Source organism: Micromonospora peucetia, assembly GCF_900091625.1.
Lineage (GTDB): Bacteria > Actinomycetota > Actinomycetes > Mycobacteriales > Micromonosporaceae > Micromonospora > Micromonospora peucetia.
This window is the reverse complement of record NZ_FMIC01000001.1, coordinates 41,448-61,400: the sequence shown is the minus strand read 5'-3', so window position 1 is coordinate 61,400 and position 19,953 is coordinate 41,448. Positions and strand designations below refer to the sequence as shown.

At 68.7% G+C, this 19,953-nt stretch carries 20 protein-coding genes and 1 pseudogene; 7 read left to right on the top strand and 14 right to left on the bottom strand.

Annotated elements, in window-relative coordinates:
• Positions 1 to 3: 3 nt before the first annotated feature.
• Positions 4 to 669: a hypothetical protein gene (locus GA0070608_RS00310; protein ID WP_091619576.1), complete on the bottom strand. Its 666-nt coding sequence runs from the start codon at positions 667 to 669 to the stop codon at positions 4 to 6.
• A 450-nt stretch (positions 670 to 1,119) separates the two neighbouring features.
• Between GA0070608_RS00310 and GA0070608_RS00305 the strand changes: the two genes are divergently transcribed.
• A complete protein-coding gene (locus GA0070608_RS00305) occupies positions 1,120 to 1,950 on the top strand; it encodes a hypothetical protein (protein ID WP_091619573.1) in 831 nt (276 codons plus the stop codon).
• Between the two features lie 56 nt (positions 1,951 to 2,006).
• Here the strand turns inward: GA0070608_RS00305 and GA0070608_RS00300 are convergent, their stop codons facing one another.
• Complete coding sequence (locus tag GA0070608_RS00300) at positions 2,007 to 2,225, bottom strand: hypothetical protein (RefSeq protein ID WP_091619571.1); 219 nt, start codon at positions 2,223 to 2,225, stop codon at positions 2,007 to 2,009.
• A gap of 106 nt (positions 2,226 to 2,331) precedes the next feature.
• Between GA0070608_RS00300 and GA0070608_RS00295 the strand changes: the two genes are divergently transcribed.
• Complete coding sequence (locus GA0070608_RS00295) at positions 2,332 to 2,994, top strand: helix-turn-helix domain-containing protein (protein WP_176733586.1); 663 nt, start codon at positions 2,332 to 2,334, stop codon at positions 2,992 to 2,994.
• A 177-nt stretch (positions 2,995 to 3,171) separates the two neighbouring features.
• Positions 3,172 to 4,080 (top strand): tyrosine-type recombinase/integrase, encoded by a 909-nt coding sequence (locus GA0070608_RS00290; RefSeq protein WP_091619565.1) that lies wholly within the window; start codon positions 3,172 to 3,174, stop codon positions 4,078 to 4,080.
• A gap of 62 nt (positions 4,081 to 4,142) precedes the next feature.
• Here GA0070608_RS00290 and GA0070608_RS00285 read toward each other — a convergent pair whose 3' ends face one another.
• Positions 4,143 to 4,568 (bottom strand): hypothetical protein, encoded by a 426-nt coding sequence (locus GA0070608_RS00285; protein WP_091619561.1) that lies wholly within the window; start codon positions 4,566 to 4,568, stop codon positions 4,143 to 4,145.
• Between the two features lie 420 nt (positions 4,569 to 4,988).
• Here GA0070608_RS00285 and GA0070608_RS00280 point away from each other — a divergent pair, with 420 nt between their 5' ends.
• Positions 4,989 to 5,183 (top strand): hypothetical protein, encoded by a 195-nt coding sequence (locus GA0070608_RS00280; protein WP_091619558.1) that lies wholly within the window; start codon positions 4,989 to 4,991, stop codon positions 5,181 to 5,183.
• A gap of 377 nt (positions 5,184 to 5,560) precedes the next feature.
• On the opposite strand, the gene GA0070608_RS00275 is transcribed toward GA0070608_RS00280, so the two are convergent.
• A complete protein-coding gene (locus GA0070608_RS00275) occupies positions 5,561 to 6,022 on the bottom strand; it encodes a hypothetical protein (RefSeq protein WP_091619555.1) in 462 nt (153 codons plus the stop codon).
• An 18-nt stretch (positions 6,023 to 6,040) separates the two neighbouring features.
• On the bottom strand, positions 6,041 to 7,399 hold the full coding sequence (locus tag GA0070608_RS00270; RefSeq protein WP_091619552.1) for a helix-turn-helix domain-containing protein: 1,359 nt from the start codon (positions 7,397 to 7,399) through the stop codon (positions 6,041 to 6,043).
• A gap of 581 nt (positions 7,400 to 7,980) precedes the next feature.
• On the opposite strand from GA0070608_RS00270, the gene istA reads away from it, so the two are divergent.
• The 3 genes from istA (at position 7,981) to GA0070608_RS00255 (ending at position 10,648) form a co-directional block, all read left to right on the top strand.
• Positions 7,981 to 9,483, top strand: a complete 1,503-nt coding sequence (gene istA / locus GA0070608_RS00265) for an IS21 family transposase (protein ID WP_088999612.1) — start codon at positions 7,981 to 7,983, stop codon at positions 9,481 to 9,483.
• Positions 9,480 to 10,271 (top strand): IS21-like element helper ATPase IstB, encoded by a 792-nt coding sequence (gene istB / locus GA0070608_RS00260; protein ID WP_088999046.1) that lies wholly within the window; start codon positions 9,480 to 9,482, stop codon positions 10,269 to 10,271. The genes istA and istB overlap by 4 nt, the downstream gene beginning before the upstream one ends.
• A gap of 128 nt (positions 10,272 to 10,399) precedes the next feature.
• Positions 10,400 to 10,648: an NYN domain-containing protein gene (locus GA0070608_RS00255; protein ID WP_141719377.1), complete on the top strand. Its 249-nt coding sequence runs from the start codon at positions 10,400 to 10,402 to the stop codon at positions 10,646 to 10,648.
• Between the two features lie 166 nt (positions 10,649 to 10,814).
• Here the strand turns inward: GA0070608_RS00255 and GA0070608_RS33895 are convergent, their stop codons facing one another.
• From GA0070608_RS33895 to GA0070608_RS00215, 9 genes and pseudogenes are all read right to left on the bottom strand, one after another.
• Positions 10,815 to 10,940: a hypothetical protein gene (locus GA0070608_RS33895; protein ID WP_281185679.1), complete on the bottom strand. Its 126-nt coding sequence runs from the start codon at positions 10,938 to 10,940 to the stop codon at positions 10,815 to 10,817.
• Positions 10,941 to 11,017: 77 nt separating this feature from the next.
• Complete coding sequence (locus GA0070608_RS00250) at positions 11,018 to 12,358, bottom strand: AlbA family DNA-binding domain-containing protein (RefSeq protein WP_091619544.1); 1,341 nt, start codon at positions 12,356 to 12,358, stop codon at positions 11,018 to 11,020.
• A gap of 41 nt (positions 12,359 to 12,399) precedes the next feature.
• Positions 12,400 to 12,824 (bottom strand): annotated as a pseudogene (locus tag GA0070608_RS33160) (hypothetical protein); the annotation flags it as partial.
• A gap of 90 nt (positions 12,825 to 12,914) precedes the next feature.
• Positions 12,915 to 13,943, bottom strand: a complete 1,029-nt coding sequence (locus GA0070608_RS00240) for a zeta toxin family protein (protein WP_091619541.1) — start codon at positions 13,941 to 13,943, stop codon at positions 12,915 to 12,917.
• On the bottom strand, positions 13,943 to 14,236 hold the full coding sequence (locus GA0070608_RS00235; RefSeq protein WP_091619538.1) for a hypothetical protein: 294 nt from the start codon (positions 14,234 to 14,236) through the stop codon (positions 13,943 to 13,945). The genes GA0070608_RS00240 and GA0070608_RS00235 overlap by 1 nt, the downstream gene beginning before the upstream one ends.
• A gap of 164 nt (positions 14,237 to 14,400) precedes the next feature.
• Positions 14,401 to 15,150, bottom strand: coding sequence for a hypothetical protein (locus tag GA0070608_RS00230; RefSeq protein WP_176733585.1), 750 nt, complete (start codon positions 15,148 to 15,150; stop codon positions 14,401 to 14,403).
• Positions 15,151 to 16,189: 1,039 nt separating this feature from the next.
• A complete protein-coding gene (locus tag GA0070608_RS00225) occupies positions 16,190 to 16,687 on the bottom strand; it encodes a DUF4913 domain-containing protein (RefSeq protein ID WP_091619534.1) in 498 nt (165 codons plus the stop codon).
• Positions 16,684 to 18,465, bottom strand: coding sequence for a type IV secretory system conjugative DNA transfer family protein (locus tag GA0070608_RS00220; protein WP_091619531.1), 1,782 nt, complete (start codon positions 18,463 to 18,465; stop codon positions 16,684 to 16,686). The genes GA0070608_RS00225 and GA0070608_RS00220 overlap by 4 nt, the downstream gene beginning before the upstream one ends.
• On the bottom strand, positions 18,462 to 19,943 hold the full coding sequence (locus GA0070608_RS00215) for an ATP/GTP-binding protein (protein WP_091619528.1): 1,482 nt from the start codon (positions 19,941 to 19,943) through the stop codon (positions 18,462 to 18,464). The genes GA0070608_RS00220 and GA0070608_RS00215 overlap by 4 nt, the downstream gene beginning before the upstream one ends.
• Between the last annotated feature and the right edge of the window lie 10 nt (positions 19,944 to 19,953).

Genomic DNA, 19,953 nt, shown 5'->3' with positions numbered 1-19,953 from the left:
CGCTCAAGACTGTCTGAGAATCGATCGTTTCCCGGACAAGATCAAATACTGTCGTTCGTGCCGCTCCGAGCCGTCCAAGAAACCCATCCAGAAAGTCGGTGTGGCCAACAGGCGATCACGGGTTTCTTGGACACCGACTGCTCCGGCACCGTCACGCTGAGGCTCCGGAATCGTCTGCTCCGGCTGGCCAAGACAGCCGCAGTAGCCGCGGCAGATGCGGCGAGCCACGGTGCCGCGGTGCGCATCTACTTTCTTCTCCGAGCACGGCGCACCGATCGGCACCGTGAACTCCCGCCACGGACCGCCGTCCACGGACACCTTGCCCCGCACACAACCGGCCGACCGCACCCAATAGCCGCCGGCGAACGCCAGCCACTCATCTGGCTGATCGCAGGCGTCCACCCGTACGTGCGAGCTAGGCGTCGCCGGTGTGCCCCAGCCGAGCCACGCCTTCCCGGCCTGCGAATCATCGATCAGCAACTCGACGGCGTGGCCACGGCGGACCAGTACACCAGCCTTGGCGAAGAGCACTCCAGGGCCGATCTCATCCTCTGTGCTTAGCTGGGCCTGGAGCACCCGCGTTCCAGGAAGCGCCACCGCATCGGCAATGACGACGAGCTCTGCATCAGGTTCCTCCGCGCTACCGACCGACTCGGCGCACGGGATCACGCGTGCCCGGCTCGACGAAGACGGCGGCACTGCCCTCGGCCCGGCACTATCGGATGGCGTTGTCCCGCTGGGCATCTCGCCTCCGGCCGGCGTGCTGCCGGTGTCTGACGTGCAGGCGCTCAGAAGTAGCGTCAACATGACGATCGAGCTTCTGATCCGCATTCCGCCAGTCTCCAATTCTTTGGTACTCCAACGTCACTTGGCTCCGGCGTGGGCATGAGGACGGCCACCGCGTGCTCATCGATGGTTTGTGAGGACAACCGAAGGCCGTGCGATGGCCGCGTGCCACAGCGCAGACCCCAGGGTCATGTAGCCGTCAGGGATCGCGGGATCGGTCACCCCGGCATCGTTGCAGCGGCACCACCCGTCGCGCCCAGCGGTATGCCAGCCCGGTGCGTACCTGGGCGCGGCGGCTACGGTTCGTCGTACAGGGCGGTTACGTTTCCCGCCGTGGACGACGTGAGCAGCCTGCGGTCCTCGGCGACCGCCTTCGCCGAGCAGCACGCCATGACGGTGGTGCCCGCTGTGCCGCTGCACGACCTCGGACCCGAGGTGCAGCTCGACGCGGAGGTCATCGACCTGCCGGGCTTCCTGGCCCTGGCACAGCGGATGGGTGCGCCAGCCCTGTATCTGGAGGTCGACCCGTTCGACCCAGACCCGGACCTGGTGGCCGATCCGCCACGGCACCTGCTCGCCCGCCGCGGGCAGCTGCACGGCATCGAGATGGCATTCGTCGCCGGCGGCGTCGTGCACTTCTGGGAGCACACCGCGTCCTGGTACGCCGAGTGGGAAGACCTGATCGACGCTAGCCGAGCCGCTGTCTGTGATGAGGACGTCGACGACGACCGGCCGCGCTGGCTGACCGAGAGCGAGAGGGCGGAACTGGCCGAGCCCGCCGTGCAGGCCCTGCTCGCGATGCCCGAGTTCCGCGTTGAGAAGCCTGGCGGCGGCCGATACCGGTTCGCGCAGCAGCACCTGCCCGCCGACATCGACGAGCGCGTCACGCACACGGCCGTGCGGCTGGCGTGCGACCGCGCCGACGAGCTGACCCGGCAGCGGTACGTCGACATCGACGACCACTACGAGCAGCTTGCCGCAGACCTGCTCGCCGACTCCACTTACCAGCGGGCCGGGTCGGCCGCTGCTCGCAAGCAGGCCGCCGAGCGGTTCCTCACCATCTGGGCCGACGGCTGGGCTCCCCCCACCGTTGCCCGCGAAGAGCTCTACGCCCGCGCCCAGCGACTGGCTAAGACGGCAGCTCGCCCGCCGGCCCTGTACTGACCAGCAATCCCGGTGGGGAAGGTGGAGGCCCTGCTTCATGCCTGGCTGGTGGCAGGTTACCGAACGCCGCCGTCGTCCCCGATGATTTGGTTGAACAGCGCGATCGCGCCGCCGGTCGCCGCGCCGCCGGTAAGCAGTGCACTCGCCCAGCCTCCGCCGGACGCGATGGTCAGCCCGGCGGTCGCGCTGCCGACCAGTGCGCTTAACGCCAGGATGATGCTCGCTCGGACGCTGAGCAGGTAGGGACGGCTGTCGGCTTGCGGCTGCTTCGCCACGTCGACTCCAATTCAGATTGGGCCTTGACTCCGCAGCAGAGTACACTATGGTTCGTAGTCGTACCTGACTCCATTCCGGAGTTGAGTGAGAGATGGGAACCCGGGAGTGCCGACGCTGGATTCCGATAGCTCGGTCGCGGAGTACTTCGCGATCAACCTGCGCAAGACCCGTGAGGCGCGGGGTCTGTCACAGGCCGATCTGGCCCAGCGGGTCAAGGAACTTGGTCACCCCTGCACTCAGGCGACGATCTGGAAGCTTGAGCAGGGGCACCGCGAGCCGAAGCTCACCGAGGCCGTCGCCATCGGCGGAGCGCTCGGCCTGTGGAGGTGGACGGAACTGACCGTCAAGCCCGCCGAGTTCGACCTCGCGATAACCGTCGATCATTGGCGCCGTCGGGCTTATGAGCTGGCCGCGCAGACCCGCGCTGCTGCCGCCGCCCAGATCGAAGCACTGGAGAATCTCGCGGTCGCTGTCCGTAGCGCCATGGACGCCGGCCTGTCGGTGACATGGGCGGAAGGCCGATCCGGCGGTTGGCTTGAGTTCACGCCCGAGGTGACGGTCCTGCGTGAAGTGCTAGCCGCCCGAGTTGCGTTGGAGGTGGAGGACGACGAACACCACCGCCGGAGTGCCGAGCAGGAACGTCTGGCGACGCAGATTCTGAGCGCCCTCGAAAGCTCCGGGGTGCCGCTGGCGGTCACGCCTGAGGACGTCAGGTTCGTGCCAGGTGATGATCGAGAGCGCGACGACGATGGCGACGCGGCTGGCTGACCCAGGCCGTCCAGATGCTGCCGACGATGCAGCCGGGTGTCGGCCGCCCTCCAGTAATATTCAGCGAATAATGTTCCTTATCCGCTGAGTGCTCCTGCCATCTCAGTGGATAACGTCTTCCAGGCGTGGCTGCAAGTCTGGGCCAAACTCAGTGGATAAGAAGGACGGTGGACCCGGATGGCCCGCACCGCGACCGCGAAGGTCGTCCCGCTGCGCCCCGCTCACCCGGAGGCGGCGGTGAACCGGGCCCTCGTGGCGCTGTACCGCCACCTCGACCGGTGCGCCCTGTCCGCCAACACCACCAAGGCGTACCGCGCCCGCGCCCGCGCGTACGCCGCCTGGCTCGCCGCCCATGCCGGCGACCATCCGGACGCCTTCGTCGACCAGGTCGGCGCCGAGGCCGCCGTCACCGCCTGGCGCCGACACCTCATCGCCACCAAGGCCAGCTCGTCCACCGTCAACCAGGCCCTCGCCGCCGTCGACCTGCTCTACGAGACCGGCGCCGGCCTACGGCTGAAGGTCAAGCGGGCCCGCGTGCCCCGCCCCGGCGAACCGGACGCGCTCACCCCGAAGGAGCAGGGCGCGCTTGAGCGGGCCGCCGACCGCCGCGGCGTCCGCGACGCCGCCATCATCGCCCTGCTGCTCTACACCGGCGCCCGGGCCCAGGAGTGCGCCCGCCTCGATGTCGACGACCTCGCTCTCACCGCCCGCACCGGCACGATCCGCCTGCACGGCAAGGGCGACGAGGTCCGCCACGTGCCCGTCCCGGCGCGTGCGCGCGAGCGGCTCACTGCCTGGATCCGCCGCCGCGGCGCCGAGCCGGGACCGTTGTGGACCGGCCAACGCGGCCCGCTCAGCGACTCCGGCATCGCCCAAGTCGTCCTGGCCACAGGCGCCGACGCCGGCCTGCCCGGCCAGCGACCGCACCGGCTCCGTCACACCTACGCCACCCGGCTCCGCCAAGGCGGCGCCGATCCGGCCCAGGTCCAGGCCCTGCTCGGTCACGCCTCTCTCGACACCACCGCCCGCTACTTCCGCGCCGGCGCCGCCGAGCAGGCCGCCGTCGTTGAGCGCATCTTCGACTAGTCCCGCCCCAATAGAAGCGCGCCGAACCGTCCATGACGGGTTCGGCGCGCTTCGGGCGTTGTCTAGTGCTCGCGCCGCTCCGGGTCTCCGAGCACGCTTGCCAGACGCAGCAGCTTGCGGATGTTAGGGGCGATCACGTACCCGGTGGTCAGCACGATGCCGACCGCCTGGCCGAAGTTGAGCCACCACTGCTGGTCTCCCCACCCCGAGGTCGCCATGCCGTACCCAGCCTTGGCGCCCAAGGTCACGAACGCGGTACCAAGCGCCCACGTCCGGCGGCGAAAGTGATCCACGATGTGTGCGGTGTGGGTGGCGGAGCTCTCCCGCTCCCGTTCGAGCTCGGCGATCTTGCGGTGCGCCTGCTCGAGCTCCTCGTGGAAGCCCGCCACGCGGGTCCGCGAGTGGTTGTTCTCGTCCGCCGAGGCGGCCGGGACCTCGTGCGACAGGTCAGTGACCCGGACCGGGTCGTTGGGCTGCTTCTTGGGCATCGGACTCCTAACGGGGGCGGATAGGACTCCGGCCCCCGAAGGGGCCGGAGACATACGAGGGTTGCCATCCACTCGCACACGTTACGTGCTCGACACATCAGATGCACGTGCATCGTCAAGCAACTAGCCATCAAGTGACACGCATCACGCGGCGATCGGCTGCATGTTGTGCGGCGTTTGACTTGCGCATTGACGTGCCTGCTGTGACACTGTCAGGGCAATGTTCCGGAGGGAAGGGACTCTCCGGAGGGGGCAGTGAGTCGGCCTTGGCGTGTGGGTCCACATACCCACTGCGGTCTCGGCTTGCTGGGCTGTGCACGGGGGAGTTGGCACAGGAGGGTGAGGATCATGGCTAGGAGCTCGACAGCAGTCGCAAATTCCGCCCCAGCGACGACGCGGGGTGGCGGATCGCACGAGCGGGTGACCGTCAATCTCACCGAAAAGACATCCAAGGCGCTCGCCGAAGCTGTCGGGATCACAAGCGACAGCAAGACGGACGCAATCAACAAAGCGCTACAGATGTACGCACTACTCCAACGTGTGCAGGAAGCGGGCGGAGCGGTGTATCTCCGAGAAAGAGATGGCGCTGAGATCGAGCGCCTTCGCATGCTCTGACTCTTCCGCTCTTGGTAGCCGCCCCTATGGACGACGGAGCCGACTGGGACGGATGTTGGGGCTGAGTTCGGGTCGAGCCAATCATCGTCAAGGCTTGACGATGCGATGATCTGCGGAAACAAGCCGGCGATCAATCTGGGGCTGGGTTGCCATCCACTTCCTGGGCTGGGTTGCTATGTCGGCAGTCTCCGCGCGCTGCCGCGCCCACGTCTGCTCATACCAGACGTGGACGCGGCAGCACTCCAATAAGTGAACCTCCCCTGATCAAGGTCGGGAAGTTTGCATCGAGTCAGGTAGCCGACTCGCGGTATGCCTCATCGGACGCATTCGCCAATGACGGCCCAGCCTCGGAGCTGCTGCGCTGGGCGGTGCTGCTTCTACCAGATGCAGCCGAGCGGGGCATCGGAGCAGATGTGCCGGGTGACACCACGGCCGAAGGTTGGCCGATTGACGCCGAATGACGTCTTGTACTCCTTGACCTGGCCGCTGAGCACGCCCTTGCATCCGACCTTGATGGTCAGCGTGGTGCCGTCCTTGGAGACCTTGTAGAGGCTAAGGCTGTAGCTCTTGATCTGGACGAGCTTCAGCCCGCCCGGCACGGCGCGGTTGACGCTGGTCCACAGGTCACTCTTGGCCCAGCCGCGTTCGCCGTTGGTCGCCTCGTACCACACCCAGGTGGCCTCCTGGGCGCCGCCGCAGTCGAGGTGGCCGCTCACGTTGACCTGTGGGTCGTTCCAGGTGGCGTGGGCCGGTCCGGCGGAGACGAGAGCGCCGCTGGCGGCGGCGACGAGGGCAGCGGTCCAGATCTTGAGCTGGGTGAGCCGCGGGATGTTACGCATGGCAGGTTCCTTCCTTTTTCAGGTCCGCGATCCGTCTGGCGAGTTGCGGAACGCGGCTTCCAGGACCTTGAAGTAGTGGGTGAGGGTGTCGAACGCGACGTCACGGCTGAGCAGGCCCCAGCCTTCGTTGACGTCGACGGCGCGCGGGTGTACGCCGACGCCGGCGCGGACGCTCCACCCTGCGGTGAGGTCGATCCGCAGCGGTGCGTTGCTCGGCTCGGAGCGTCGTGTCGTGACCACGACGCCGTCGCAGAGCTTGAGGTTCTTGTGCCAGGGACTCCAGACGAGCCTGGCCCGGTGCTCGGTGGCCCTGCCGGACTGCAGAAACTGCACCCAGACCGGCCCGATCCAGTACGGCGGGAACGTGATTTCAACGCCGCGCTCGACATCCTGGACCGTCGTCACCTCGGCGGTGCAGGTGCGGCCGTCGGCGCCGAGCGCCATGTCGAGACGTTCGACCAGCTGCGGCACACGGGGTGTGGATCCGTGCTCAAGCCGATGGAGATGGTCTTTGGTGACGGCGGACAGATCTGGGTCTTGCTCGGAGGCCAGCTGGGCAAGGTCTGCCAGGCTGAAACCGCGTGCAACGCGCAGCCGGCGGTATCGGTCACCGCCCCAGTGCCGCGGCACGGCCTCACGCGACGCGTCCGCCTTGCTCACGTCGACACCAGTGGACACCACCGTCCTCGCCGACGTGGTCACGAAGTGCCGGGCCACCTCGACTCGGCGCCCAAAGCGTCGCCTTATGGTGTCGAACCAGCGATCCGGGCCGCCGAACTCCGTGATACTGGGCATCCACGTCCTGCTGGCCTCCACCAACGCGTGGTCGGGGCGATCACGCGATCCGATAACCGCATACTTGACCGCGTCGATTACGCCCGCGCCGATGGCGGCCGGCAGTACGCCGTATCCGAAATCGACCCAGCCGGCCCTGTCGAACTCGACGGTGACGGCCGGGTTCGACGCGAACGCATACGCCTGCGCGAACACTCCCTCGCCGGCCGGAACTTCGCAGTCGAGCCGGAACGGGCCCGCGTCGATCCGTGCGGCCCCCGGCTGTGTGCCCGCCACCCGCAGCCACGCCCAGCACGGTCGCGACTCACCCTGGAAATTCCGCCACCACTTCGGCGTTGCATTCAGCGCATCGGGTGTACGGAGGGCGACATACAGGTCGTGCAGCACCTCACCGGCGCCGAGGCGATCATCGAGAACCGCCAGTTGCTGCAAGCTCGGGCCGTCGGTCTGGCCAGTCTCCCAGTTGTGCATCGTTGCGCGACTTACCCCGGCGGACTGGGCAAGGTCCTCGAGGCTGAGTTCCGACTGCTCGGTACGCCACCAACGCAGTAGCGCGGGTCGGCGGTGCAACTGATCGGTCATGCCCACCTCCTGCTTCTGCTCGTCCGCTTGCGATCGGCGGTGTCCAAGCAGCGTGCCCGAGGGTCAGGAATTCCATCAACGCAGTTCACCAGAAGTGCAACAGAACCTGAAAAGCGTGATCCACACAACCTACGAGAACCTTGCTGAGCTGCGTAGAGATCCGGACGTGAGTCGGCGGCGCGGCGGCTGCGTACCGAACTGGCCGGCCAAGCCGAACACGGACGGCTCTGCTTCGCCAGAACATCACCGCGCCCTGGACTTACGACTTCGGACGCCTATATGACCTGCTCTGTCCCCCTGGTGCCCCGGTCGGCAGATCTATCCTGTTCGGCTCGCGCCCACCGGAGAACGACAGCATCTGGCAACGAGTGCGCGACGCCGACTTCGAGGTGCGTACGTACGACCGCAGCACCTTCACCAACAAGGAGAAGCAGGTCGACACCGCTCTCATGTCGGCGGCCAGTGAAAGATCCCCATAGGCGGCCATTTACCGCCCCGCTGATGGCCAGGGTTCTCCCCGTGGACGGCCAGATACCTCCCCGCTGATCATGACGAGACGCTGGTCGGCGAGGGTCGGCGGCGTGAAACGCGGCAGGGAGATCGTGGAAATTTTGGAGGCATACGACCTCACGGGTAGTTACCGTGCGGCGGCCGAGCTGGCCGGGTGTGATCACCACACCGTGGCCCGGTATGTGAAGTTGCGGGCCGAGGGACGCAGCCCCGAGGAGCGGACCCAGCGGGCTCGGCCGATCGACGAGTTCATGGACAAGATCGAGGAGTTGGTGGCCCGCTCGGGTGGCCGGGTCCGCGCCGATGTGGTGCACCGGCGGATCACCACGATGGGCTTCGCCGGCGGAGAGCGCACCACCCGCCGGGCGGTCGCGGCGGTGAAGAAGTCCTGGCAGGCCGGGCAGCGACGGGTGTTCCGCCCGTGGATCCCCGAGCCCGGTTTGTGGCTTCAGTTCGACTGGGGCGAAGGCCCACGCATCGGCGGCCGGCGGACCACGTTGTGGTGCGCGTGGCTGCCCTGGTCCCGGTTCCGGGTCGTGATCCCGGTGCTGGACAAGACCCTGCCGACGGTCGTGGCCTGCCTGGATGCCACCCTGCGGCGCCTGGGTGGGGTGCCGGCCTATGTGTTGACCGACAACGAGAAGACGATCACGGTGGAGCACGTCGCGGACATCGCCGTGCGTAATCCGGAGATCGTGCAGGTGGCCCGGCATTACGGGATGACGATCCGCACTTGCGTGCCGGCGGACCCGCAGTCCAAGGGCGGCGCCGAGAACACCGTGAAGATCGCCAAGGCGGACCTGGTCCCGACCAGCGCGAACCTGCTCGGCCAGTACCGCACGTTCGCGGAACTGGAGGCGGCCTGCCGCGACTTCACCGACGAGGTCAACGCCCGCATCCACCGCGACACCCGACGCCGCCCGGCCGAAGCCCTCCTGGACGAACGCGACCGGCTGCATCCGCTGCCGGCGCAGCCGTTCACCGTCGCGTTCGGCACCACCCGCCGAGTGAACTGGGACTGCACCATCTCCGTCGACGGAGTCCGCTACTCGGTCCCGCACCACCTGGTCGACACCCGGGTCTGGGCCCGGTTCCACGGCGACGAACTCATCGTCACCGCCGTCAGCGAGGACGGGCCGGCCGAGGTCGCCCGCCACCAGCGGGCCCAGCCGGGCCGCCCGTCGATCCTCGACGAGCACTACCCGCCCCGATCACGCCAGTCCGACACCGCCGATCGGGTGCCGCGGGCCCGCACCGCCGACGAGGCCGCGTTCCTGGCTCTCGGCCCCGGCGCCGCCGCGTGGCTGGTCGAGGCCGCAGCCGCCGGGGTCCGCGGGGTGCGCCGCAAGATGGCCGAAGCCGTCGCTCTCGCGAAGCTGCACGGCGTCGACCACGTCGACCGGGCCCTCGGCACCGCCGCTTTGGCGGGCAGGTTCGCCGACAACGACCTGATCCGCATCCTGGCCCACCAACGCGACGACGACACCCCACCCACTCGGGCCAGCGAAACCCACAGCCTGCAACCAGGCACCTCTGCCTGGTCAACCTTCGGCACGACGACTGGAGAACAGTGACCATCACCCCGTTGCGGGTCACCGGCGCAGCCGGTGACCCGCTGACCGAAGCGATCGAGCTCACCCGCCGGCTGAAACTGCCGCACCTGCGCCGGGCCATGGCCGACCTCATCCCCACCGCGAAAGCGCAACGCTGGGACCCGGCCGAAGTCGTGCGGGTCCTCCTCGCGGAGGAGGCAGCCGGCCGGGACCAGGCCAACCTGCGCACCCGGCGCAAACGCGCCGCGTTCCCCGCCGGCAAAACCTTCGGCGACTGGGACGAGCAGGCCTCCTCGATCCCGCGGCCGACCCAGGACGCCCTGCGCAGCCTGGAATGGGTGCAGCGCAAGGAGAACCTGTCCATCTGCGGCCCGTCCGGCACCGGCAAGAGCCACTTCTGCGAAGCCCTCGGCCAAGCCGCCGTCGAGGCCGGCATGACCGTCGCCTGGTTCACCATCGAAGACCTCGGCGTCATGGTCCGCCGCCACCGCCCCGACGACTCCGTCGCCCGAGCCATGGCCAGACTGATCCGCACCGACCTGATCATCATCGACGACATCGGCCTGCTACCGGTCTCCCCGGACGCCGCCGAAGGGTTCTACCGCCTCGTCGACGCCGCCTACGAACGCCGCAGCCTCGCGGTCAGCTCGAACCTGCACCCGTCCGGTTTCGACGAGATCATGCCCAAGACCCTGGCCACCGCCACCGTCGACCGACTCCTGCACCACGCCCACGTCGTCGTGACCCAGGGTGACAGCTACCGGTTCAACCAAGCCACCGCCGGACAGGGCGTCAAAGCCTTGCACTGACCCCAGCACCACCCCACAGGCGGGGAACTATCTGGCCGCCACTGGGGAGAAACCATGGCCGCCAGCGGGGAAAACTACTGGCCGCCTACGGGGAGATCTGATTGGCCGTTGACACTCTCAGCACCACCATGCTGGAGGACTCCTTCAAGTACATGAAGGCTGGCGACACGGCCGTACTTGCCGCGGGAGACGGTGACTTCCTGCCTGCCATCCAGTCGCTTCAGGCCCGTGGCCTCGCCGTCCGTGTGGTCTCCTGGTCCCACGCCGTAAGCCGCCACCTCCGCGACACCGCCGATGAGTACCTTGCACTGGACTCTCACTTCGACAGCCTCAGCCACATCATGAAAATCGATCAGGTACTTCGGCCCGCTTCATGAGTCGGTTTCCGACGCGGTGCCCCTGACTAGTGCGGCACAGGGCAGCCGCCCCAACCCGGGTGGCCGCCCTGTGCCGTACTAGGTCGAGCTGCTCTCACCATCTCCCGTACTCGCTGTCGGTATGGGGCGGTGCCAGGGCCCTCAGGCAAGGTTGTCGTATGCCCGTTCAGGCCATTCCGAGCAGTTGTAGTGGTTGGTAAGGGTTTCGGCTGTTGCGGCGTAGGGCTTTGGCGATGGCGGTGGTGCCGGTCAGGCGTAGCAGGCTGATCGCGGTGTTGCGCAGGGTGGCCATGACACGGGGTGCGTTGCCGGTGCGCAGGCGGCTGGCGTCTTCTCCAGCGTCAGCAGCATGGTCTCACCGAACGTGGGCTACTCGTCGCTCTCTCCGTTCTCATCTAGATTCTCCAGGTCAAGGGTGCTGGGGCTAACCGTGATGGGGAACTCACCGCTGATCCGGCCACGTATTCCGTTAGCGGTTGCGGACCAGGTGGCCGTCAGCGTCGTTCCTGGCTCCTCGTGTACGAGTAGTGGCACTGGTTCCAAGGTCATCGCGTCCTCGGCGCGCAACTCGAAGTCGTCGTAAACGATGGTGACGGACCCGGTGTCTCGCACGGTGTACGAGGGGCCTGGGCCGGGGAACACGGGCGCGGGGATGTACGACCCGAAGTTGTGGACGCCGAGCTGGATGGGGCTGCGAAAGGTGGGCGTGCCGAGGGGCTTGGGCGCACGCGGAGCGTCCGGGCGATCGCCTTCCAGGGCCTCGACCAGCTCCTCGGGGTAGCTTTGCACCTGCCCTGGGACATGCAACTCAAGCCGAACGCCGACGAAACCGACATCGGTGGGATTGGCCACCGTCACGTTGAGCGAGGCCGGCTCGTGCCGGAAAAGATCCCAGGCTCCGCGATGCACGAGAGCCTCTTCCGCGTCGTGGAGAAACTGCTCGACCTCCTCGGCGTACTGTTCCTCGGTCCGGCTGTCGGGCACTCGCTGCCCTAGCAGTCCGCCGCGTACCCCCACGAGGTCAATGTCGGGTTCACGCCGTCCGGACTGGTGACGTGCGGCGAGAAGACCAGGCCGGCGCTCATCCACGCATCGGCTCACCGCGCCCCGGATGTCAGCTGCCTCCTCAATCGTTGAGGGCATAGCCGCCACGGACAGCTGCAGACTTGGGGTCCGTTGAAGCAACCTGGCCTGAAGCTTGTCAAAGTCGTCGGGGTTCGCCGGGTCGGTACGGCCGGTGTGGCGGACGAAGATTGTGGCCGGTTTAAACTTTTCGGTCTGCTTGCGGAGGATATGGATCGGGTCGCCGGGCTGCGGCGGATCCACGATCACGACAAGGACCTGTTTCCCCTCGATTGCGATGTACTCCGGCGTCCAGCTGATAGCGGTGCCGGCGTAGGAGCGCACCTTACCGACCAACTTCTCCGGGTCCATAGTCGCCACACCATTAATCCACCCGGGCTCGACCCCGACGAGAAGGTAGCCGTACCCTCCAGCCCGTCGCCCGGCGGCAGCCGGCTCACGGTTGGCCAGCCCGATGATGGCCTTGACGACCTGCTCCAGCCCTGCCGAAGTACTTAGGTCGAGGGTCGACTTCCATTCAATCCACAGACTCTCGTCGTCCGGGTCAGCGAGACTCACAGCCCGAACAAGATCGGTGAGCTGGCTCGGGCGCAGCAGCGGCGCGGAGGTGTCGATCTGCAGAACCACGCGGTCAACGATAGGACCAGCCTCCGACAAAAGCGCAGTCGTTACTGACAGGGGCCGGAGAGCTTGACATCACCAGCGGCAGTCGGCGCCGCCTGCGCCTCGGCAAGCAGCCGCTGCGCGGTGCGCTGCGAGACGCCGAGTATCCGCGCCAACTCCACACCGAGCCCCCCGCCGGTCCCGCCCAGCGGCGTCCGCCTCAACAAGTAGCTCGATCGCGGCGGGAAGGCGCGGATCGCTGGCGTACGGGTGGGGCTGGCGGGCACCGGTCGTGCCGGGGGTACGGCCAGTGGAGTGCCGCCCGGTGCGGGCATCAGCCACCGCCCACACGGTGCGACGCCGCCACAGGCGACGCACCCGCCCGTCGGGCAGCTCTTCGATGCGATCGGGATGGTCAAGGAGGGTGTCGGGGCAGGTTGCGGTAGGAGCCGTAGCCGAGGACGCATGCCGCCGTGCCCGAGCCGATTAGCTAGACGCCGGATGACCCCCTCGCGTGCGGGACGACGTTCCGCGGCCGGATGACGGCCACCTTGCTTCCCGCTCTTGCGGGATCCCTGAGTCAACGGCTGGGTTCCTCGCCTCTGGAGGCTTCGCGGCTCGCTCTTGGCGGTGTGGACTCGGCGTCGCGCACCGCCGGCTGCCGGGGTAGGGACTGACGGGTGCTGGTCGGGAACGCTCGCGCGGCCGCCGTGATTCCGGGAGAGACGTCGGTGATCTGAGGCAGCGGGGTCTGCGGGTCGGCGAGAGGTGCCGTGAGCCGGACGATGTCTCGGAGCTCTCCGTGCCACTCGGGGCCCATCTCGTCGGTGAGCTGCTTCGCAATTGCCGCGAACGCCTTGGTCTCCTCGGGGGTCCACGGCCGCTGGCGCTCAGCGTCGATGGCTGCCGCGGTGCCGGCCGGCCAGCGCCATGCGCCGGCGGCGTCGAGGTAGTTGATGTGTAGCTGGTGGTTGCCGCGCCGGTAGACGGTGGCGACGTCGACCACCCGCTGTCGGTCGATCGCCACGGCGGCCTGGCGGACACCCTGGTAGGAGGCGTCGTGGTTGTCCCTCGCGGTTAACCGGCCGTGGCCGAGCTTCTGGACCTGGTCGTGATAGCGGTGGACGATGCCGAGTCGGCTGAGCGGCTCGGGCACCGCCATGATCGCGGCCTCCACCCGGTAGCCGGCCGCGCGGAACATTGCCGCGGGTTCCAGGAAGTCTCCGGGGTCCCGCATCGTCGTCTCGATGATCGTGTCGACCCGCCGGTCGATGAGGTACTGCTCGGCGGCGGCCATCCACCGGCGTCCGTCCATGCTGGTGTACGGCGCAGCGTTGCGGTCGTCCTCCCGCAGCAGCCTGCTGTACTCAGGGTGGTAGGGCTTGTAGAAGTCGGAGTTGACCACAATCGCGCCGCCACGCTGATCGAGTTCACGCTTGACCGACTCGGTGGTCATAGTCTTGCCCGCGCCGGGCTGCCCGGCGACGAAGACCACCACCGGCTGGTCTTGGGACACCCCGTGGGCGAGTTCCTCCGGGGCGATCTCCTCGCGGAAGATCCGCTGCGACTGCTCCTCGGGAAGCAGGTAGCGCCTCGGGTCGATCGGCATCAGGCAGCGCGCCGACCGAGTTGCTCGGCCAGGGCTCGGTAGCGCTGCGTGGTGGCGGCGACTGCCTGGTGGTCGGTCGGCCGCAGCTCGTTACGCGCGGCGATGCACTGCTTCCGCAGGTCGATCAGCTCCGCCACCGCAGCGTCGTTGTCCTGCTGCCGAGCGGTGGCGATGAGCGGGGTGATGGCGGCGACCGCCTGGCTGACCGCCTCGATGGCGACCTCGTAGGAAACGGACTCGGTCGAGTCCCACTCGAACTGGCCCAGGTTGGCCAGCACGGACTGTTCGGTCACGGCTCGTACCTCCTAGTCACTCAGGGTCAAAATCCGGAAGATGATCAAGGTGCAGCGGGTCTGGAAGGCTCGTTCGTAGCTGGTGGCCAGCAGCGAGGACGCCGGCGGAGATCAACATCAGCAGCGGTCGGGGGATCTGTCGACTTCTGCTGCCGGGCAGCAGCTCACCGAAGGGCTTCTAGGTGGGATGCGCGACGACGGTAGCGCGGCGCTGAATACGGATCAGGGGCGGGATCTTCCGGCGTCTCGAATGGGTCCAGGAGGTCCTGGGAGGTCAGGGCGTCTCGGGTCTTGCCATGCACGTTGCCGAGGCCGGTGGTAACCACCCGGTACACGTTGCGGGCCCGGTACCGCTCGTCGAACGAGGCTTGGGGCACGGGGCGTTTGCCCAGGTTGAGCAGGCCGAGGTTGACCAACTCTCCCAAACCTTTTCCCCGGGTCTCGTCGCTCAGGTCGTAGCGTTCCCGCCCGATGCGTGGGGAGATCCATACGGCTTCGCCCGTCTTACCGCGTTCCTCATGTAGCGCGGCGAGGTACATGGCGACCGCTGCCCCGGACAGGTGACTGATCCAGCCCTCGGTCCAGAACTCTCGCTTGAGCTGCACGTAGAAGTGCTTCTCCCGCTGCTCCGGCGAGCGCTTGCGGTGTTTGGTCACCAGTGGTCCCGGCGCCTCGTACGCCCCGCCGGAGCCGGCGTCGTCCAGCATGTGGATCCGGGCGGCCTCACCGGGCCGGTGCTCCAGTGCAATGAAGCCCTCTTCCTCCAGCCACTTGAGCGCTTCACGGATGCGTCGGGCGCCTGCACCGGACGGGTTGGACAGCCCGAGCAGTGACGCCAGTTGCCGCGCCGGGTAGCCGAACACCGGATCGGGGCGACCGCGGGCCAACCAGAGCAACGACAGGAACAGCTTCAACCGAGTGACTCCGCCGCGGCCGCCGCCACCACGGAGGATCCGCGCCATTGGGGGAGGCGGCTCCGTCGGATCGTTCCGAGCGATGAACCGCCACCGGATGGCAGCGCTGGAGGCACCAGCGTGTCGAGCCGCCTCGTGTGCAGTCCCCAGCTGGTGAGGATCCTGATGAAACTTCGTCTCGCCCGCGTTTTTCACCAGTCTGGCCATTCTACTTGTTCAGCGATACAGTCCTGTGCGGTGTAAGCGTAGGGGTTGATCCGGTGTTCTTTAGTTATGGTAGCACCGGTGTAAACGTACAGGCGGAGCGAAAGCGGCAGGGGTGTGGCGAGCGCCTGGTGGCGGAGTGGTTTGCGTAAGCGGCAGACCCCATGCTACCTTGTGTCCAGATCGAGGTCGAGGACGGTCAGTGCCGCATTCACACAGTCGGTGGGCGCGGTGCCAGGAGGTTCCGGCGGAGGTCAACGGGAGTACCTGCGGGCCCACTACAAAACGAGTCGCTTCGTTGGGTTTCCGCGTCGCGGCGCAAGGTCGGCGTCTCGCTCCCGTCGGGAGGGCCCCGTGGACGTCCGCGGGGCCCTTTCGCGTTGCCGCACCCTCACCCCTCTCCGTGCGGCCGGTCACTCGGGCTCGCCGACGGTGAACGGGTGCGGGTGAGAGACAGGGTAGTGATCATCGGCCGGCCAGACGCGGCTATGGCTTGCGTCCGTACCGCTGACGGGCATGACCCGAGCGGATTTCACTGTCTGCTTCGCCTGACACGCGGACGGTGAATCAGAACGGACGAGGCCGGAGCGGGGGTCCGCTCCGGCCTCGTCTGGTCAATCCGCTGCTCTAACCAATTGAACTACGTCCCCTTGTTGGTGGAGACGACGGGGCTCGAACCCGTAACCTGCGGAGTACTTATGGGGCACCTCGGTGCCGTGTCCATCATAGCATAGATCTGTCCGTCTTCGTCCCCTTCGGGGTGGGATGCCTCCTGGATGCCCAGGTGTTCGTCGGATGGATCGAGGCCAGCCGAGTCGCCTGCAATGCCGGGGAATTAGACGCCGTCGGCGTCGGGAAGCTGCGTGAGCACCTCCGGTGGGGCCGGCTCGACGGGCAGGGGTCGGGGTTCAGTGTGCTTGTCCGGGCTGCAGCGGCTGAACGGGCCGTACTCGGCGGCCAGCGCGGCGAGGTGGGGGTCGAGGTGGTCGCGCCACCAGATGCTCATGCCGGTCTGCGGGTCGCTGACCCGTAGCGTTTCCCAGGCCCGCCACAGCGCGTACAGGCGGGAGATCGCCTCCGGGTGCGCCCACCAGCGGGGACACCAGTTCACCCCGGAGGTCGGCCCGGTGGCGAGGCGCCGTTCGACGACGTGGGCGAGGTAGTCGGCGACGAACGCCTCGACGTTGCGGTAGGCCGGCTCCGGTGCGGCGTCGTCGCCGGCTGGCGGTGTGGCGGCCGGCGGCGTCACGTCCGGGTCGCCAGCGAGTTGGCCGAGCAGGGCGCTGAGGTCAGCGACCGGGTCACCGGCCGGTCCGGGCTGGGGCAGGGTCATGGGGTCGGCTCCGGCGGGGCGTCGGGGGTGAGGGTCCAGTCGGTGCGCTCGTGGGGATCCCAGCGGGCGATCGACGCGCGGATCGCCGCCGCGTAGGGGCCGGTCTGCCAGGGGGCGGTGCGGGCGAGCGCGGGCGGGGCGCCGGAGGCGTAGACGACCATCCGGCCCCGGGGCAGGGCGTGCAGGTCGGCGACGTCGAGGATCCGCTGCCGCCGGGTGGCGTGGGAGACGGACCGCTGGCCCCACCCGGACCCGCTGCTGCTGGTCGACCTGGTCGTGACGTCGTGCTCGCCGATGAGCTTGGACAGCTCTTCCAGCCAGTCGGGGTCGGCGACGCCGCCGCCGTAGGTGCGGACGTTCGCCGCGGACCACAGCTTGCGCATGCCCTCGCGTCCCCACACGTCGACCCCCTGGGGATAGGACTGGAGGATCGTGATGATGGGCAGGCCGTGGGAGCCGTAGAAGGAGTAGAGGGCCGGGAGCTGGCGCAGCCGGCAGATGTTCGCGGCCTCGTCGAGGACGCTCAGCAGCGGCGGATCGAGGCGCCGGCCGGGGCAGGTGCGGGCCCGCAGCTCGCCAGCACGCAGGACGGCGTCGGTGAGAGCGGCGACCAGCGGGGCAGGGGATCCGGGGCCGCCCTGGGACAGCAGGTACAGCACGTCGGTGCTGGCGGCGAAGGCGGCCGGGTCGAACTCGAGGACCCCGCCGCGGGTGGGTGGGGTGACCCAAGTGGTGACGGCGGGTTCGGTGAGGCACATGAGCATCTTCTGCGCGCCGGCGTAGATGCCGCCGCGGGTCTTGTCGGGCATGTTGACCACCCCGGCGACCGCGTCGGCGGGCAGGTCGAAGCCGTGCTCGCGTAGCAGCATCGCGGGTTCGTCGTCGCGGGGGCTGACGGCCCACCGGTAGGCGGCGAGAATGTCGCGGCCGGCTACGGCGGCCGCGAGGAGCAGGTTCGCCACCAACTCCTCGGAGCTCGGGTCGAAGAAGGCGTCGCGGCTGACGCCGGGCTCGCGTTCGGCGGAGGCGAAGTGCTCGGCGAGGCGGCGGGCGTCGGTGATGGTGGCCACGGCGCGCAGGGGGTTCCACCACATGCCCTGCTTGGGGCCGAGGATGTGCTGCGGGTCGAACGCCCACACGGTGCCGCGTGCGGCGCGGATGTCGCGGGTGGCGTCGACGATGTCGCCCTTGACGCTGGTGACCAGGGTCGGGCCGGGGGCGGCGACGATGGCGGGGATGGCCCGGCAGGTGGTCTTGCCGGTGCGCGGGCCCCAGATGTCGACGGCCATGTCCTCCCAGGACTGGCGCAGCGGCATTCCGCCGGCGACGGTGTAGGCGATCAGCACGCCGAGCTGGTCGGCCTCGGGCCGGTCGACGTCGGCGAGGCTGGGCCGCAGCCGCCGGCCGCTGTCGGCGATGCCCTTCGGCCCGAGGTGCGCGAGGTCTTTGCGGCTGGCCATGCGGCGGGCGGCCGGGTCGACGCGGGTGCGGCGCCGACGTGCCCACCGCCAGGCGGCAGCCCCGCCGACGGCCAGGAGCAGCAGGACGGTCACCTCGGCGACGGCGATGAGGGTGCAGGTGGTGGTCCAGGTGATGTCGCCGCGTAGCACCGCGGCGGCGACCTGGATCGGTCCGCCGCCGGTGTATCCGGGCGGGCGGGCCAGCACGACGGGCAGCCACGCGCCGCTGGCGAGAATGAGGACCAGGGCGGCGATGCCACCGGCGATCAGGCCGGCGTCGTCGTGGCCACCGCGCGGCCCGGCGGGCCGGCTGCTCATGTCATAGTCCAGCGGAAGTCGGTGTTGCCCAGGCGCATCTCCGTCTCGGTGGGTTCCAGGTGCACCGGGATACCCGGCCGCGATCCGACCTTGATCAGGAAGTTGCCACGGCCGACGGTGCCGCTGCCCTCAGCCGAGGTCCAGGACGGCGGCGCCGACCAGGACAGCACCTCGCGCCGCTCGGCCTGCGACAGCGGCCGGACCCGCGCGACGGCGTCGAGTTCCTGCTCGGAGCAGGGGCCGATCATCAGCACCGCGGACCGTTCGGCGAAGCCTCTGGCCTTGGCCCGGTCGTGGGCGGTGGGCAGCGCCTCCAGGTCGGCCAGGCTGTGGGTGATGAACGCGGTGCCGGTGCCCTTCTGTCTGTTCAACCGGGTGAGGCCGTCGGCGCGGTCGACCAGGCCGTGCCCGACGCGCAGCGCCCGCCACAGCTCGTCGAGGACGGTGAAGAACGTTCTCGGTGGCGCCAGGCCGAGGTCGGCCATCAGGTGCGCGGCTTCCACTTGGGCGAAGCCGTAGGACCAGGTCGACAGCAGGGTCGCGGCGGTGCGCAGCTCGTCGGTGTCGTCGATGCTGGAGATGTCGACGCACACCGCCGGGGTGTCGAGGCGGATCGGCGTGGTGGTCTGCCCCTCGAAGGTGTCGCCGAGCGGGCCGTGCAGCAGCGCCAGCAGAGTGCGGTGCAGGTTAGCGACGTCCTCACGGAACCGGGGGACGTCCCCGTCTTCCTGCCACAGCGTGACCGCGCGCACCTCGGCTGGGGCGTCGCGGATGACGTTCAGGACGTCGGAGAGCACCGGCGGGGTGTCGGTCTCCCGCTCGGCGAGGTAGCGCAGCGCGGCGGCGAGGACGGTGGTTTCGTCGGAGGTGACGGGCCCGCGCCGCACGAGGGTGGCCAGGGCGACGAGCATGTTGAGCCGCCGGTCGGTCACCGCGGCGCGCACGACGGCGCCGGTGCGCTCGTCGACGCGGTCGAGGACCTGCCGCCACGGGCCGGCGTCCAGGGGGTTGATGCGATCGAGGCCGGGCCCGACGCGCAGCACCTGCCCGCCGAGGGCGCGGACCAGCTCGGCGTAGTCGGGCTTGAGGTCGCCGAGGATCAGCGGGGTGACGCCCTGGGCGGTGAGGCCGAGGACCATTCGCCGCACCGCCGTGCTCTTGCCCATGCCGGGCTCGCCCTCGATCCACACCGACGGGTTGTTGATCAGCCGGGCGCGGGTGTACCAGGAGATCGGGTCGAAGCAGACGGCGCTGCCGGTGTAGAGGTGCCGGCCGACCGGGACGCCGATCATCGGCGTCGACGCGCCGGTGCCGAACGGGTACAAACCGCACACCTGCACGGTGGTGCCCCGGTACTCCGTCGAGGGCTCGATCCACGACCACCGGCCACCCCCGGGTGCGGCGTAGCCGAGGCGGCCGGGCCGACGCCCGGCCGGTCGGCGCCGTGGTGGTGGGGTGTTGGTGCGAGGGTTGGTCATCGCCGCCGTC

Bases quoted from the DNA above. Each gene is read 5' to 3' on its own strand.
- GA0070608_RS00270 (WP_091619552.1), bottom strand. From the start codon at position 7,399: ATGACCGATCAGTTGCACCGCCGACCCGCGCTACTGCGTTGGTGGCGT.
- GA0070608_RS33895 (WP_281185679.1), bottom strand. From the start codon at position 10,940: ATGGCCACCCTGCGCAACACCGCGATCAGCCTGCTACGCCTGACCGGC.
- GA0070608_RS00225 (WP_091619534.1), bottom strand. From the start codon at position 16,687: ATGACCCTGCCCCAGCCCGGACCGGCCGGTGACCCGGTCGCTGACCTC.
- GA0070608_RS00220 (WP_091619531.1), bottom strand. From the start codon at position 18,465: ATGAGCAGCCGGCCCGCCGGGCCGCGCGGTGGCCACGACGACGCCGGC.
- GA0070608_RS00290 (WP_091619565.1), top strand. From the start codon at position 3,172: ATGGCCCGCACCGCGACCGCGAAGGTCGTCCCGCTGCGCCCCGCTCAC.
- GA0070608_RS00215 (WP_091619528.1), bottom strand. From the start codon at position 19,943: ATGACCAACCCTCGCACCAACACCCCACCACCACGGCGCCGACCGGCC.
- GA0070608_RS00285 (WP_091619561.1), bottom strand. From the start codon at position 4,568: ATGCCCAAGAAGCAGCCCAACGACCCGGTCCGGGTCACTGACCTGTCG.
- GA0070608_RS00275 (WP_091619555.1), bottom strand. From the start codon at position 6,022: ATGCGTAACATCCCGCGGCTCACCCAGCTCAAGATCTGGACCGCTGCC.
- GA0070608_RS00240 (WP_091619541.1), bottom strand. From the start codon at position 13,943: ATGCCGATCGACCCGAGGCGCTACCTGCTTCCCGAGGAGCAGTCGCAG.
- GA0070608_RS00255 (WP_141719377.1), top strand. From the start codon at position 10,400: ATGCTGGAGGACTCCTTCAAGTACATGAAGGCTGGCGACACGGCCGTA.